Source organism: Mycoplana rhizolycopersici (genome assembly GCF_013378445.1).
GTDB lineage: Bacteria > Pseudomonadota > Alphaproteobacteria > Rhizobiales > Rhizobiaceae > Mycoplana > Mycoplana rhizolycopersici.
The window spans coordinates 1-16,090 of record NZ_JABXYK010000034.1 but is presented as its reverse complement, the minus strand read 5'-3'; the positions used below and the strand labels follow the sequence as shown (position 1 = coordinate 16,090).

Sequence of the window (16,090 nt, the reverse complement as noted above, 5' to 3'; positions counted from 1 at the left end):
ATCGTCGGCGCGGTGCACGGTATGTGCCTCTATCTCGGCCTCGAATTTGTTCGCAACAGAGAAACGCTGGAGCCATCCACGCAGGAAACAGCCGCCATCTGCAGCAGGCTTCTCGACCTCGGCGCCGACATGCCGCCGACCGGCGACTATCTAGACGTGCTGAAGATAAAGCCGCCACTTTGCCTGTCCCGCCAAAACGCCGATTTCTTCGCGGACATGCTGGCAAGGGTATTGGAGGAGGGGTGGCAGGCCCAGACGCCTCCAAACTGCCGTTCCGCAGTCAGTCGATGCTAAGTCGCGGCGGCAGGACAGTTCCATAATATGTCTTACGCGATTTTTTCATGTAGCGGGGTGGGTTCAAGTTTGAAGTGCGACTTGCGAGAGATAGCAATGGCTTATCTCACGGACGGAACCGCGCATGGCACGCACCTACTCCCGGATCGACATGGACGAATGCCGCAGGATCGCTCGGTGGCGGATGGCAGGCATCAGCATCGAGCGCATTGCCGTGAAACTCGGTCGCCATCGCTTGACGATTTTCCGTGAGATCAAACGCAACACCTTCGTTGATCCGCAGATGTCGGATCTCAATGGCTACTACTGCTTCACAGCACCACGGCGGACAATTCAACCCTGCTGCCACATTTTGTGAAGCCGCAAAAGTGTTGCCATGCTGGAGAAAACAAAGTGATTACAACGCCTTGATCTTGGCGTCGGCCTCCTCTTGACATTTGTCGATCATCAATCGAATATTGTCAACGTCGATGGCGGCCGAGTTTCCGACCGTCGGCGGCCCGCTCCACGGGCCGATCAGGAGGAGAGACGTTGGAATACCTGCTAGACGTGGAAGGACTGCAGAAGTCCTTTGGTGGTGTCGCAGCCTTGCGAAGCGGCCGGCTTCAATTGCGTCCGGGGTCCGTGCACGCCCTTTGCGGCGGCAACGGCGCCGGCAAGTCCACTTTTCTGAAGATCCTGATGGGCATCCTGACCCGCGACGGCGGCCACATTCGTCGCCGCGGCCAGGAAGTCGCGTATTCGACGCCGGCCGAGGCGCTGGCCGCAGGCATCGCAATCATCGAACAGGAGCTCAGCCCGATCCCGCACATGACGGTGGCCGAGAACATCTATCTCGGCCGCGAGCCACCTGCCCGCTTCGGCGGCATCGACTTCAAGACGATGAACCGGAATGCGCAGGCGCTTCTCGACCGGCTGGAGTTCGATATCCGCGCCAATCAGTTCATGATGAACCTTTCGGTCGCGCAGGTGCAACTCGTCGAAATCGCCAAGGCGCTGAGCCATGACGCCGAAGTCATCTTCATGGACGAGCCGACGTCGGCGATCGGCGAGAAGGAAGCCCAGCAGCTGTTTTCGGCGATCGAGCGCCTGAAGGCCGAGGGCAAGGCGATCGTCTATGTCTCCCACAGGCTCTCGGAAATCTTCCAGATCGCCGATGCCTACACTGTCTTCCGCGATGGCAGCTATGTCGGCAGCGGCAACCTCGCCGACATCGACCGGCCGGAACTGATCCGCATGATCGTCGGGCGCGAGCTTGGCGAGGAATACATCAAGACGAACGCGCCGACCGACATTGCCGGCCTGGAAGTCTCGAAGCTGACAATCCCCGGCAAGATCGAGGACATCTCCTTTACCGCCCACAAGGGCGAAATCCTCGGCATCTACGGTCTCATGGGATCCGGCCGCACGGAGATCTTCAATTGCCTGTTCGGCCTCGATACCGCTTCGGAAGGCGGCATCAAGCTGGAGGGCGAGGCCATTTCGATTTCAAAGCCCGCGGATGCGATGGCGCGCGGGCTGGCCTTTGTCACCGAGGACCGGAAGCTCACCGGCCTCAACCTCACCGACAGCGTGCGCAACAACATCTGCATGGCCAGCCTGCCGGAGATGAGCCCGCGCTTTTCGATGAGCCGGCGCATGGAGATGGCGGCCAGCCAGGACATGATCAAGCGCTTCGCCATCAAGGCGGCGCGCGACACCATGTCGGTATCCGGCCTTTCCGGCGGCAACCAGCAGAAGGTCGTGCTCGGCAAGTGGTTCCTGCGCAACCCGAAGGTCCTGCTCCTCGACGAGCCGACCCGCGGCGTCGATGTCGGGGCCAAGCGGGAGATCTATCGCATTATCTGTGATTTCGCCGAACAGGGTGGAACGGTCGTCATGATCTCGTCGGAGATCGACGAGGTGCTCGGCATGTCCGACCGCATCCTGGTGATGCGCCAGGGCCGTTCTGCCGGAATTTTCCGCAGGGAAGAGACGGACGCGCAATCGCTCGTCCATCTGTCCACCTAAAGCGGCAAGCCGGACTGCAGAACAAACGTCCGGTACGAGAGAGGAAACCCAAGTGTCCACGACAGAGAACAATTCATCGACGGCCTGGCTGGGTTCGGACCGCCGCAGGCTGATCATCCAGGAATACGGCATCTTTCTCGCCTTCCTGCTGCTCGCCTTCATCCTTTCGGTGTCGAACCAGTACTTCCTGACGCCGGGCAATATTTCCAACGTCCTGCTGCAGACGTCCATCAACGGAATTCTCGCGATCGGCATGACCTTCGTCATCCTGACGCGCGGCATCGACCTTTCGGTCGGCTCCGTCGTGGCCCTTGCTGGCATCGTCTCTGCAAGCTTCGCGACGACCTCGGCAACCGCGGGCATCGTCGGCGCCCCGTACTCACCCTTCGTTGCCCTGCCGATCGGCCTGCTCGTCGGCATCGCCTGCGGCGCGATCGTCGGCGTCATCGTCTCGCGCTTCTCGGTCCCCGCCTTCGTCGCCACCCTCGGCATGCTGTCGGCTGCACGCGGCATGACGCTGATCTATGGTGGCGGCAAGCCCGTGCCGGCGCTGACGCCCGACTTCCGCTGGATCGGTACCGGCAGCGTCTTCGGCGTGCCAATGCCCGTCGTCCTGTTCGCCGTGGTGTTCCTGCTGTCCTGGTACGTGCTCAACCGCACCCGCTTCGGCCGCTACATCTATGCAGTCGGCGGCAATCCGCATGCAGCCAACACGTCGGGCATCAATGTCAGCCGGCTTCGCTTCTCCGTCTATGTGATTTCGGGCGGCCTGTCCGGACTTGCCGGCATGATCCTGTCGGCGCGCACCGGCTCCGCCCTGCCCCAGGCCGGCATCGCCTACGAGCTCGATGCGATCGCGGCGGTCGTCATCGGCGGCACAAGCCTTTCGGGCGGCGTGGGACGCATCACCGGGACGCTGATCGGCGCCCTGATCATCGGCGTCATGAACAATGGCCTCGATCTGATGGGTATCCAGTCCTACTACCAGCAGGTCCTCAAGGGAGCCCTGATCGTCGGCGCCGTCATGCTCGACCAGAAGCGCAACATGGGCGGCTGACCCCGAAGCTTTTCAAGGAATACGGGTGTCATTCACCCGTGCATAGAACGGTGCACCACGACGGTGGCCGAAATCCCAATGGAGGAGACTGATAATGAAGAAACTTTTGATTGCGCTGGCTGCCGCCACGGCACTCATGGCGTCGCCGGGCCTGGCGCAGGACAAGAAGCTCAAGATCGGCGCGGCCCCCTACGGCCTGAATGCCGAATTCATGCAGATCTGGTCTGCGGCGCTCGAGCAGCACCCGGCCGTCAAGAGCGGCGAAGTCGAACTGACGGTCTTCGACGGTCGCTACGACGCGCTCGTCCAGCAGGAACAGTTCAACACGATGATCACGCAGCAGTTCGACGCTATCGTCTTCGTGCCGATCGACATCGAGGCCGGCGCGACCGCCGTCCAGGCCGCCTATGAGGCCGGTATCCCGGTCGTCGGCTCCAACACCCGCGTGAACTCCGACCTGCTTGCCTCCTACGTCGGCTCCGACGACACGGTCTCCGGCTACATGGAAGCCAAGACCGTTCTCGACAAGATCGGCTGCAAGGGCAACGTCGTCATTCTCGAAGGCCCGATCGGCCAGTCCGCACAGATCTCCCGTCTCGAAGGCAACCAGAAGGCGCTTGCCGAGTGCCCGGACGTCAAGGTTCTCGAACAGCAGACCGCCAACTGGTCGCGTGCTGAAGCCCAGACGTTGATGGAAAACTGGCTGACGGCGCATCCCGGCCAGATCAACGGCGTCATCGGCCAGAATGACGAGATGGCGCTGGGCGCCATCGAAGCCATCAAGGCTGCCAAGCTGAACGTCGGCGACTTCGCCATTGCCGGCATCGACGGCATCACGGACGCATTGAACGCCGTCAAGGAAGGCACGATGACTTCGATCCTTCAGGACGCCCGCGCACAGGCTCAGGGCGCGCTCGATCTGGCGATCTTCCATGCCAGGAAGGGCGACTACAAGCCGCAGTCCGACATCTGGGCCCAGTATCCGGACATGCCGTTCAACGACGGCAAGGACAAGAACTACAATGTTCCTTGGACCCCGGTCACGACCGACAACGTCGACAAGTTGCTCGAGTCGCGCCAGTAAACGAAGATGAACGCGGGACGGCTTCGCCGTCCCGCACCCCATGACAAGATCGAGGCTTGCAAGACAATGACCGATACCGCTCCAGAAATTGACCTGAACTTCCCGCTGTCCGGCAAAGTCGCCCTGGTGACGGGCGGAGCGTCCGGCATCGGCGCCGCGATCTCCGAGGCCTTCATCGCCAAGGGCGCCAAGGTCGCCGTCCTCGACATCAATGCCGATGTCGCAAAGGCCAAGGCCGACGCGCTGGGAGCCAACGCGAAGCCGTTCGTCTGCGACGTATCGAACCCCCAGTCTGTGAATGAGGCCGTTGCCGGCGTCGTCGCCGCCTTCGGCGGCATAGACATCGCCGTCAACAGCGCAGGCGTCGTCTTCCTCGCGCCCGCCGAAGACCTTTCCCTCGGCGACTGGGACAAGACCATCAACATCAATCTCAAGGGCAGCTTCCTCGTCACCCAGGCGGTCGGCAAGGCGATGATTGCGGCCGGCAAGGGCGGCAAGATCCTCAACCTCGCCTCCCAGGCCGGCACGGTCGCGATCGAGGAGCACGTCGCCTATTGCGCCTCGAAATTCGGCGTCATCGGCATGTCCAAGACATTTGCCGCCGAATGGGGCAAGTATGGCATCCGCGTGAACACGATCTCGCCAACCATCGTGCTGACCGAGCTCGGCAAGAAGGCATGGTCCGGCGAGAAGGGCGAAGCCGCCAAGAAGCGAATTCCCGCGGGCCGGTTTGCCTATCCGCAGGAAATCGCCGCCGCCGCCGTATTCCTCGCCTCGGCCGGCGCAGACATGATCAACGGCGCCGATCTGCTGATCGACGGCGGCTATACGATCCTCTAGGCCGCACGCCCGTTCCACAGGAGTTAACATGCAGCGTTTCGTCAACAATCCGGACCTGGTCGTAGAAGATACCGTGAGCGGCTTCGTGAAGGCCCATTCGGATATCGTCCGCCTGGCCGAAAACCCCCGCGTCGTCGCAGCCAAGAGCGCGCCGATCGCCGGCAAGGTCGGCGTCGTCACCGGCGGCGGTTCGGGCCACGAGCCGGCCTTCATCGGCTACACCGGCAAGAACATGCTGGATGCGGTCGCCGTCGGCGAGCTCTTCTCGTCGCCGACCGCGAAGAGCTTCCACGACGCCATTCGCGAGGCCAACGGCGGCAAGGGCGTGATCGTGCTTTACGGCAACTATGCCGGCGACAACATGAACGTCAAAATGGCCACCAAACTGGCGGCCAAGGACGGCATCGAAATCGCGACGGTCGTCGCCAACGACGACGTCTGCTCCGCACCGCCTGAAGAGCGGGAGAAACGGCGCGGTGTTGCCGGCGAAATCTTTATGTGGAAGATCGGCGGCGCCAAGGCTGCCACCGGCGCGACGCTGGAAGAAGTGCGCGTCACCGCCCAGAAGGCGATCGACAGCTGCCGTTCGATCGGCGTCGGCCTCGGCCCCTGCACCCTGCCGGCCGTCGGTCACCCGAACTTCCAGATCGAGCCCGGCACCATGGAAGTCGGCATCGGCCATCATGGCGAACCGGGCGTCCGCGTCGAGCCGCTGAAGACCGCAGCAGAGGTTGCCAAGGACATGTGCAAGATCGTCCTCGACGATCATGACCTGCCTACCGGCACCGAAGTGGCCGTCCTGGTCTCCGGCCTCGGCGCCACGCCGATCAACGAGCTTTACATCCTCAACGACACGATCGAGCAGGAAATCAGCGCGCGCGGCCTGAAGATCTACAAGACCTACGTGGGCAACTATTTCACATCGCTCGAAATGGTCGGCGCAACCCTCACCGTCATGGCTCTCGACCCGGAACTGAAAGAGCTCCTCGACGTCGAGGTTCGTTGCACCACCGTTTTGTAAGGAGGCGGATCAATGCAGACACTGAACAATGCCAGCGCCGGGGGCATCGTGCTCGCGATGGCCGATCGCATCGTCGAGAACCGCGCCTATCTGAGCGAGATCGACGGCAAGATCGGCGATGGCGACCATGGCGTCAACATGGCTAAGGGCTTCGGCATGGCGGCCGAACGGCTGAAGGGCAAGGACCTTTCTCTCGCAGCGTCGCTGGAGACGCTCGGCACCATCCTGATGACGGAGATCGGCGGCTCGATGGGCCCGCTTTACGGGGTGATGTTCACCGAATTCGCCGAAAAGCTGGAAGGCGTGGACGCGATCGACGCCGCCGCCTACAGCCGCATGCTGCATGCCGGCCTGGAAGGCATCCAGTCGATCGGTTCGGCGAAGGTCGGCGACAAGACGCTGCTGGACACCTTTGTTCCCGCAGTCGAAGCCTTCGACAAGGCGGCTGCCGACGGCAAGTCCTTCGGCGAAGCCCTTGACGCGCTGGTGGCGGCGGCCGAGATCGGACGGGATTCGACGATCAACCTCGTTGCCAAGATCGGACGCGCCAGCCGCCTGGGCGAGCGTTCGCTCGGCGTATTGGATGCAGGCGCGACGTCGTGCGCCATCATTTTGAAGGAATTGTCGGAAGGAGCGCGCGATCGGCTGCAATAGCCGGCGCTCCCGCCCGCAGCATCGATAGCCTCCCAAGGCGGCGTGGCCGGGCTGGCAACGGCCCGGTCATGCTTTGACTTGTGCATAGTGCGCAGAAACATTGCAATGACATTGCATTGCTTCCATCCTCGCCCCACAAAGCCGGAACGCGCAGGGAACCATGGCAAGCAAGACCTCTCCCACAGGCAAATTGACAGCCGGAAAGACCGGCCAGACGGACGTGGCGGACGCGATGCCGCTTCGCTACGGCGACGATCCCTATGTCTGGGCGTGCTGGCTCTATTACGAGGAAGGCCGCACCCAGCACGACATTGCCGAAATCATGGGTATCTCGCGCGCCACGGTAAACAGTTACCTTGCCGATGCGCGCAGCCGCGGCATCGTCAACATCTCGCTTGAACCGTCGCGCCTGAGTTCCCTTGCCATCGCCCAGGAGCTGAAGCGCCATTTCGGCCTGCAGGATTGTCTCGTCGTGCCGAGCGATGACGGCTCACGCACGCTCATCGACCGGCTGGGAACGGCTGGCGGACAGGCGATGGCGAAACTTTTGAAGTCTGGCGATACCCTTGCCGTCGCCTGGGGCCGTACCGTCCTTGCAATTGCCGAGAATACCGCGGTGACGGGCCTGCAGGACGTGACCATCGTGCAGGCAACAGGTGGCACCCGGGCGAGCTTTGCCTACACGCCGGAGCTCTGCGCCTCGGCCATGGCGGAGGCGACCGGCGCAAAGCTGATCAACATTTCCGCGCCCGCGATCGTTTCGAACGCCGAGGTTCAGTCAGCCTTCCTGCGCGAACCGCTGATCGAAGAGCAATTTGCAGCCCTTGGCCGGGCAAACAAAGCCCTCTTCGGCGTCTCCTCGCTTCGCCCGAATTCCACCATCCACACCAGCGGCTTTTTCGAATCCGTATCGATCCAGCACTATCTGGCGAAGAACGCAGTCGGCGTCGTCGCCGGTCGGTTCATCGATCCCCAGGGCCACGCTGTCGCAGGTCCGCTCGACGAGAGGACGATCGGCATCTCCCTCGACATGCTGCAGAAGATCGGGATGCGCATTGCCGTCGCCGGCGGCTTCGACAAGGTGCCGGCAATCCTCGCCGCGTTGCGGGGCGGGTTCATCAACGTGCTGATCACGGATGCTGCGACCGGCCGGGGCATCCTGAATGCGGATGGCGTCACCGAGATCGACCAGAGGTTGGCCCAGCGCACACGCGGCGAAGGCCCTGTGCCCCTGCCGAGCAATGTTCGCACCCACATCAAGAAGTTCCTGAACAATCCGGACCAGGTGGTCGATGAGATGCTCGAGGGCGTGCTCAAGGCCCACGCCGGCTATATTGCCCCGATCAAGGGCTCGAACCGCGCCCTTGTCGCCCGCAACGGTCCGCGCGCCGGCAAGGTCGGCCTCGTCATCGGGGGCGGAACGGGACACGAACCCTGCTTCCTCGGCTATGTCGGCAAGGGACTGGCCGATGCCGTTGCCGTCGGCAACATCTTTTCGTCCCCTCCCCCCGGCCCCATCCTCGAATGCGCACGCGCCGCCTCCGGTGGGCAAGGCGTGCTCTTCGTCTACGGCAACTATGCCGGCGACGTGATGAACTTCGAGATGGCGGCGGAGATGGCCCATGAGGAGGATATTCCTGTCCGCACCGTGCTGACCACGGACGACATTGCCTCGTCACCGGTCGAGGACCGGGAAGGGCGGCGCGGCGTTGCCGGCAACTTCTTCATGTTCAAGATCGCGGGTGCAGCATGCGACCGCGGCCTGTCGCTCTCCGAATGCGAAGCCGTGACACGGAAAGCCAACGACCGCACCTTCACAATCGGTGTTGCCCTCGAGCCGTGCTCGCTGCCGCAAACCCGGCGGCATAATTTCGAGATCGGTCCCGACGACATCGAGATCGGCATGGGGATCCACGGCGAACGCGGGGTGGTACGCGACAGGATGATGAGCGCCGACCAAATCACCGACCGGATCATCGACCGCATTTTTGGAGAAATGAACGCCCAGCCGGGTGACCGGGTGGCAGTGCTGGTGAATTCGTTCGGGGCGACCCCGCTGATGGAACTCTACATCCTGTTTCGCCGGGTGGAGCAAAGGCTGGGCGCCAAGAACATCACCATTGCGACGAACTGGGTCGGCCATTATTGCACCTCGCTTGACATGGTTGGCGCATCCATTTCCATTCTGCACCTTGACCAGGAACTGTCGGATCTGCTGCGGCATCCCTGTGATAGCGCCGCCCTCAGGATCAATTGATAAGGCTGTTGCATCGCCTCGTGATAAAGGCGGACAACGCAGAGAAAATTCGGAGGCAATACATGGCGGAAACGGCATCGCGTTTTCTCAGCCGCATGTTTCAGCTCATCGCCATGGCCATGCAGGCGGAGAAGGACCATCTTTCCGAACTTGACGGGGCGGTCGGCGATGCCGACCATGGCATCACGATGGCCCTGGGCTTTGCCGCGGTGAACAGCGCCGTCGCCAGGCTCGACCTCGACAAGGTTCTTCCCTCGGAGGTTCTTTCCGCCGCCGCATCTGCTTTTCTCGATGCCGTCGGCGCCTCCACCGGCCCGCTCTACGCCACCGCCTTCCGCAAGGCGGCGCAGGTGCTCAAGCAGGACGAAAGCCTATCGCCTGCGGGACAGGTGGCGATCGTCGAGGCCATTGCGCAAGGTATCAAGGATCGCGGCAAGGGCCAGCGCGGAGACAAGACGATGCTGGATGCGTGGATACCGGCCATGGAAGCCGCGGTCGCAGCGCGCGAGCGTGGCGCGGAGCCGGACGAGATGTGGCGCGACATCGTCGCTGCCGGAGAGACCGGGGCGAATGCCACCCGCTCGATGGTCGCGGCCCGCGGTCGCGCCGCCAGACTGGGCGAGCGGTCCCTCGGTCATGTCGATCCGGGTGCCGCCTCCGCTGTCATCATCCTGCGGGCGATGAGAGATACCTTCGCCTGACGGCAAAGGCCTGGCGTATCTTCCTTCCGGTTGCGGCCATATCGGCAGGTCACCGCTGAAGGTCGCCTGTGAAGGAATGACGCACCTCGAGGGCACTCCGTCCAGAGCCGGGGTTGCGATATGTCAAACGGTGTCTCCAGCGCGGCGATAGTGTGCTGCCGACGAGGCCGCCCCGGCTTCGCATGCAGGAGCAAAGAGAATGACCATGATCGCTCGGTCCCTCGCCGGCGCGGCAATTCTGGCCGCGGCCCTGTGCGGCCACGCCGCCGCCGCGGACTTCGAAATCCATATGTTGAACAAGGGCCAGGATGGAACGATGGTATTCGAGCCGTCTTCGCTCAAGATCGCCAAGGGCGACACCGTAACCTTCGTCCCCACGGACAAGTCGCACAATGCCGAAACCCTTCCAGGCCTGCTGCCGGGAGGTGCCCAGCCCTTCAAGGGCAAGATGAACGAGACAATCAAGGTAACTTTCGATGCGACCGGCGCCTATGGTGTCCGGTGCATGCCGCATTTCGGAATGGGCATGGTGGCGCTCGTCGTCGTCGATGACGGAGCGGCGAACATCGATGCGGTAAAAAGCGCCAAGATGCCGAAGAAGGCACGCGAGCGCATGGATGCGGCCATCGCCGCTTCAGGGCTTTAATTCTCCGATCCCGGCATCGGCGGCTCCTGTCGCCGATGCCTCTGGCGGAATCCTGAGTTGCGCGCGAACACGCGGCAGAAGCATTCTGCGCCGCCTCTCTGCAATCTCTGCGGCCAAGAAATGGGCCATCGTCCTACCATTTTCCTCAATTGCGAAAGACCGGGCCGATGTCCTCCTCCATCGGTCGACGTTCGAATCTCGACACGCTGAAACCCGGCGAGATGCAGGATTGCGCGCTGCGTTCGGGCCAATTTCGCCGCTTCGGCCGCTTGCCGAAATGCGAGCCTCGCGGTTGCGGGCCGACAAAATTCTACTTTTGCTAATAGAATCTAACTTGACTTTTTTTGTCACGATTATTACGGCGATTATGTCTCAAGGTGATGCTGGCGGGTTGTCCTCGCGGCAAGAGCCCTGAAAATTTGAAATTATACCAATAGTTTAGTCCGACCGGCGACGCCGGCCGGAGCCGATCCCTCATGTCTCAAGAAGGTCGCTTTCCGTGGATTTTCTGATCTGGCCCGCCAGTGACGTTGCGATCTCCTATTACCGGACTGTGCTGCGATTGTTGCACTTCGGCGGCCTCGTGCTCGGCGCGGGCGGGGCCGTCTATGTCGATCTTCTGATCCAGCGATACAGCCGCAAGGGCATGACGGATGAGGCATTCGGCCTCCTTGCGGCGACCAGCCGGTGCGTGGCCGTGGGACTGGCGCTGCTATGGATCACGGGAATTGGCTTTCTCGTGCTCTACGGCTTCGTCGAACCTGCAAAACTGAGCAATCCCAAGATCTACGCCAAGATGACGATCGTCGCGATGCTGTCGGCAAACGGCATCTTCGTGCACAGGCTGGTCATGCCGTTCCTGCGCCAGCGCATCGGACGGCCGTTGATGGCGGGCGTGCATTCGCGAGTTCGCATCGCCCTCATCGCCTGCGCCAGCGTGTCGATCGTTTCCTGGTCGATGCCGGCCGTGCTCGGCGCGGCACCGCAACTGAATTTCGTCGCGCCGTACTGGTCCATCATGGCCGTCTACGCACTTCTCCTCCTTCTCGGCTTCGCCGTCATCGCTCTGGTGATGGCCGAGGCGGGCGCTCTCAAAAACAAGAGCGATGAAAACATCCGCATGCCCTTCGCGCCGGCCCTGAGAGAGGGCGCGGCAGACTGATCCATCGGAACTTCGCAATCAAACCGACGCCCATGCGGCAGCCGCAAGCGTCCTTCAACATTCATCATTGGCTGGGGTACAAATCATGACAGTTCAAGTCGGCGCAGGAAATCACTACTCGCTGTTCTACAAGGACGGCGTAATCTACTCGGTGGGCGAGAACAATGAAGCCCAGCTCGGTCGCGGCACGCAGACCGACGTAGGCGTTGCCTGGGCCGATATGGGCACCGTCAACCTGCCGGAAGGCTTCACCGGCGAGATCGTCGCGATTTCCGCCGGCATGCTGCACGGCGCGTTCCTGACGGCGTCCGGCGAGGTCTACACCTGGGGCGACAACAACCTCGGTAAGCTCGGGCTGGGAACGACCACGAACGAAGAGAACCTGGTGCCGCAGAAGGTCATGGCCCTGGACGGCATCACCATCGCTTCGATCTACATGACGAACGGGGCCAGCTACGCGATCTCTGATGCCGGCGTCCTCTATGCCTGGGGGCAGAACACCAACGGCCAGCTCGGCATTGGCAGCACCACCAACCAGGGCTTGCCGGTCGCGCTTGATGCGAGCGCCTTCGGTGGCGAGACGGTCGCAAGCCTTGCCTGGGGCACGAGCTTTGCGCTCGTCCTGACGGAAGGCGGCGAAGTCTACGCCATGGGGTCCGGCGTCCAGGGCCAGCTTGGCAACGGCACTGCCGGCGCAGGCACGCGTTCGACCGTGCCCGTACTCGTCGATATTCCCGGAACGGTCGTCAAGGTTGCCGCGGGCACGAACACGTCGATTGCCATCACCGCCGACGGAAAGGTCTGGGGCTGGGGACAGTCCGACTACGGACAGCTCATCAAGGGCACGATCGTCGATGGCGTTCTGACGGACGCGGAGACATCCAACAGCTCCACCCCGTTCGAGATCCAGGGCCTTCCCGACAACGTCGTCGACGTCCACATCGGCTCCCGTTGGGCAATCGCCCTGACGGCTGACGGTGAAGTCTGGGCCTGGGGCCGCAACGACGAAGGCTGGCTCGGCCTTGAAACGTCGACCGGCGCCATCACCACGCTGATCGCGCCGACCAAGATACCGGGCTTCGAAGGCATCGATATCGTCAGCATTGCCGGCGGCCCGAACCACTCGCTGGCCGTCGATGCCGATGGCAACGTCTATGGCTGGGGCAACATGAACCAGGGTCGCCTGGGCACGGAACAGGAAGCCAACACCTGGGCGTCGGGTCCGATCCTGATCCCGCTGGACAGCGATCACCGCACCGTCGTCATCGGCACGCCCGACGGCGATGGCGCCCTGTCCGGCGGCACGCTCGCCGGGGACAAGGTCGGCTTCTCGATCTACGGCTTCGGCGGCAATGACAAAATCGAGGGCAGCGCTGGCAGCGACTACCTGAACGGCGGCGTCGGTGATGACACCATCAATGGCGGCGACGGCGACGACACGCTCATCGGCGCTGGCGGCAATGACGTCCTTGCCGGCGGCGGCGGCAACGACACGATCGATGGCGGCGCCGGTACGGACACTGCCTATTTCGACGGTGTATTCGGTGGACCTTCCGGCACCTACGGCTTTGCCGGCGGCACGGGCGGCAATCCGCTGGTCGTCACCGACAGCCGCTCGACGGGCGGCACGGGCGTTGACACGCTGACCAATGTCGAAATCCTCAAGTTCAACAACCTGACCTACGACTTCGTCAACCACAAGGCCAACTACACGCCGACCGATCTGGCGCTGGATACTGCAGAGATCCTGGACAACGCGGGTTACGGCGCGGTCGTCGGTTCTCTGGTCGTGACCGATCGGGATGCGAGCGATACCCACACCTTCACGCTCCTCGATGACGCCGACGGATTGTTTGTTCTCGATGGAACGTCGATCAAGGTCGCGGGGCCCCTGTCGGCAGACGACTATTCGCTGCGCGTCCGTGTGACTGACGGAGCCGGAAATACCTTCGAAAAGGACCTGACGGTCGCCGTTACCGAGGCGGCGGAAACGATCACCATCGATGCCTCGACCGCTTCGTCCGGCATTGATCTGGAAGCCTTCATTCGCGGCGGTTTCGCTGCCGACACGAGCGGCGGCGGCTTCCCGGTTTTCGACAACGGTTCGACCTTCTCCGGCGAGGAGATGTTCATCGGCTACGGTAGCGATGCAACTTCCAAATATGTGCTTATGCACGGCAGCCTGGAGTACTCCTTCGCGACCCATACCGTTGCCGGCACGGCCAACACCATCGAGTACGGCACGCGCGGTTCGGGCAGCTACGATACCGACGGCTACTTCTCCGGCGGCAATGTCGAACTGAGGATCACCGGGCTCAACCTTTCCAACGCGACGCCGACCAACGCCGAGGAAGAGGCTGAAATCGAGGCGAATGGCCCGATCCACAACTTCACCTTGGCGCATATGTATGGGGCGGCCACGGCATCGACCCAGGGACGTTATGACACGTTTGCGGAGTCGCTTGACGCCTATGCGCAGAACTTCAAGGGCTCGGCCTTCGCCGACATCTATGTCGGCACGAAGTTCAATGACACGATCGAAGGCGGTGCAGGCAACGATTTCCTCGCAGGCGGCGGCGGCAACGATACGATCGACGGCGGCGCCGGCACGGACATCGTCTATTTCGACGGCACCTTCGGCGGACCTTCCGGCAGCTACGGCTTCACCGGTGGCACGGGCGGCAACCCGCTGATCGTTACCGACAAGCGCACGACCGGTGGCACGGGCATCGACGTGCTCACCGGTGTCGAGATCCTGAAGTTCAACAACCTCACCTATGATTTCGCCAACCACAAGGCCAACTACACGCCGACTGATCTGGCGCTGGACGATGCCGAGGTGAGTGGCGAAGCCGCGGTCGGCACGGTCGTCGGCTCGCTGGTCGTGACTGACCGGGATGCCAGCGACACGTTCAGCTACGCACTTCTCGACAACGCAGGCGGGCTGTTTGCGATCGACGGGTCTTCGATCAAGGTCGCCGGCGCGCTGGAGGCCGAGGAGTACACTGTACGCGTCCGCGTCATCGACAGTGCCGGCAACACGTTCGACAAGGAACTGACCATCGACGTCGTGCCGAACACCGCTCCGGTCATCACCTCGAATGGCGGCGGTGCGACGGCATCGGTGAACGTTGCGGAGAACAAGACGGCAGTGACGACCGTGAAGGCGACGGATGTGGAATCGGCGGCTCTGACCTACTCGATCGAGGGTGGAGCAGACGCAAGCCTCTTCACCATCAACGCTTCGACCGGGGCACTTTCGTTCAAGGCCGCTCCCGATTTCGAAGCACCAAAGGACGCCGGCAAGAACAACGTCTATGACGTGACGGTAAAGGCGAGCGACGGGAAGCTCTCTGACACCCAGGCGATCGCCGTCAAGGTCACCAACGTCAACGAGGCGCCGGTAATCAGCGGTGGCGCGACGGCTACGGTCAGCGTTGCGGAGAACAGGACGGCCGTTACCACGGTCAAGGCTGCCGACCCGGACAAGACGGCGATCACCTATTCGATTTCGGGCGGCGCCGACAAGGCGCTGTTCAGTATCGACGCCAAGACCGGTGCGCTTTCGTTCAAATCTTCCCCTGATTTCGAGAATGCCAAGGATGCCGGCAAGGATAATGTCTACAACGTGACAGTGAAGGCGAGCGACGGAACGCTCTCGGACACCCAGTCGATTGCCGTCAAGGTCACCGACGTCAACGAGGCGCCGACGTCGCCGTCGCTGTCTGCTGCGACCGTCAAGGAGAACGTCGCCATCGGCACCACGGTCGGCACGCTCTCGGCCAAGGATCCGGAAGGCAGGACGCTGGCCTACACGCTGACCGACAATGCCGGCGGCCTGTTCAAGCTTTCCGGCAACAGGCTCGTCACCGCCAAGGCGATCGACTACGAGGCGGTCAAGTCCGGCAAGGTCACCGTCGAGGTCTCCGACGGCGTCAACAAGGTGGCAAAGTCCTTCACTATCGGCGTGCAGGACGTCAACGAGGCACCGACCTCGCCGTCGTTGTCTGCCACGGCCGTCAAGGAGAACGTCGCCGTCGGCACCACGGTCGGCACGCTCTCGGCCAAGGATCCGGAAGGCAAGGCGCTGACCTACACGCTGACCGACAATGCCGGTGGCCTGTTCAAGCTTTCCGGCAACAGGCTCGTCACCGCCAAGGCGATCGACTACGAGGCGGTCAAGTCCGGCAAGGTCACCGTCGAGGTCTCCGATGGCGTCAACAAGGTGGCGAAGACCTTCACCATCGCGATCCAGGACGTCGACGATGTCGACAAGGCGCCCACCTCGCTGTCGCTGTCGAAGTCGACCGTCAAGGAGAACGTCAAGACCGGCACCACGGTCGGCACCTTCTCGGCCAAGGATC

12 protein-coding genes and 1 pseudogene are annotated in these 16,090 nt (G+C 62.5%); all 13 read left to right on the top strand.

Features of this window, described 5'->3' with window-relative positions; translation table 11 throughout:
* Positions 1-294: hypothetical protein (locus tag HV823_RS26030; RefSeq protein ID WP_176952580.1), on the top strand; the 294-nt coding region annotated here is incomplete at its 5' end.
* A gap of 124 nt (positions 295-418) precedes the next feature.
* A pseudogene (locus HV823_RS26025) lies at positions 419-613 on the top strand (helix-turn-helix domain-containing protein); the annotation flags it as partial.
* 212 nt (positions 614-825) lie between these two features.
* Complete coding sequence (locus HV823_RS26020) at positions 826-2,304, top strand: sugar ABC transporter ATP-binding protein (RefSeq protein WP_176952579.1); 1,479 nt, start codon at positions 826-828, stop codon at positions 2,302-2,304.
* 52 nt (positions 2,305-2,356) lie between these two features.
* On the top strand, positions 2,357-3,361 hold the full coding sequence (locus HV823_RS26015; RefSeq protein ID WP_176952578.1) for an ABC transporter permease subunit: 1,005 nt from the start codon (positions 2,357-2,359) through the stop codon (positions 3,359-3,361).
* A gap of 94 nt (positions 3,362-3,455) precedes the next feature.
* Complete coding sequence (locus HV823_RS26010) at positions 3,456-4,445, top strand: substrate-binding domain-containing protein (RefSeq protein ID WP_176952577.1); 990 nt, start codon at positions 3,456-3,458, stop codon at positions 4,443-4,445.
* Between the two features lie 66 nt (positions 4,446-4,511).
* Positions 4,512-5,285 carry an SDR family oxidoreductase gene (locus HV823_RS26005; RefSeq protein WP_176952576.1) on the top strand — a complete coding sequence of 258 codons (774 nt, stop codon included), beginning with the start codon at positions 4,512-4,514 and terminating at the stop codon, positions 5,283-5,285.
* Positions 5,286-5,313: 28 nt separating this feature from the next.
* Complete coding sequence (locus tag HV823_RS26000) at positions 5,314-6,306, top strand: dihydroxyacetone kinase subunit DhaK (protein ID WP_176952575.1); 993 nt, start codon at positions 5,314-5,316, stop codon at positions 6,304-6,306.
* 12 nt (positions 6,307-6,318) lie between these two features.
* Positions 6,319-6,960 (top strand): dihydroxyacetone kinase subunit DhaL, encoded by a 642-nt coding sequence (gene dhaL, locus HV823_RS25995; RefSeq protein WP_176952574.1) that lies wholly within the window; start codon positions 6,319-6,321, stop codon positions 6,958-6,960.
* 160 nt (positions 6,961-7,120) lie between these two features.
* Positions 7,121-9,217 carry a bifunctional sugar-binding transcriptional regulator/dihydroxyacetone kinase subunit DhaK gene (locus HV823_RS25990; protein WP_176952573.1) on the top strand — a complete coding sequence of 699 codons (2,097 nt, stop codon included), beginning with the start codon at positions 7,121-7,123 and terminating at the stop codon, positions 9,215-9,217.
* Between the two features lie 62 nt (positions 9,218-9,279).
* Entirely contained in the window at positions 9,280-9,918 is a 639-nt protein-coding gene (gene dhaL, locus HV823_RS25985) for a dihydroxyacetone kinase subunit DhaL (protein WP_176952572.1), read from the top strand.
* Between the two features lie 199 nt (positions 9,919-10,117).
* Positions 10,118-10,564, top strand: a complete 447-nt coding sequence (locus tag HV823_RS25980) for a pseudoazurin (RefSeq protein ID WP_176952571.1) — start codon at positions 10,118-10,120, stop codon at positions 10,562-10,564.
* A 499-nt stretch (positions 10,565-11,063) separates the two neighbouring features.
* Entirely contained in the window at positions 11,064-11,726 is a 663-nt protein-coding gene (locus HV823_RS25975) for a hypothetical protein (RefSeq protein WP_176952570.1), read from the top strand.
* A gap of 85 nt (positions 11,727-11,811) precedes the next feature.
* The coding region (locus HV823_RS27150) for an RCC1 domain-containing protein (protein ID WP_176952569.1) at positions 11,812-16,090 on the top strand (4,279 nt) is incomplete at its 3' end.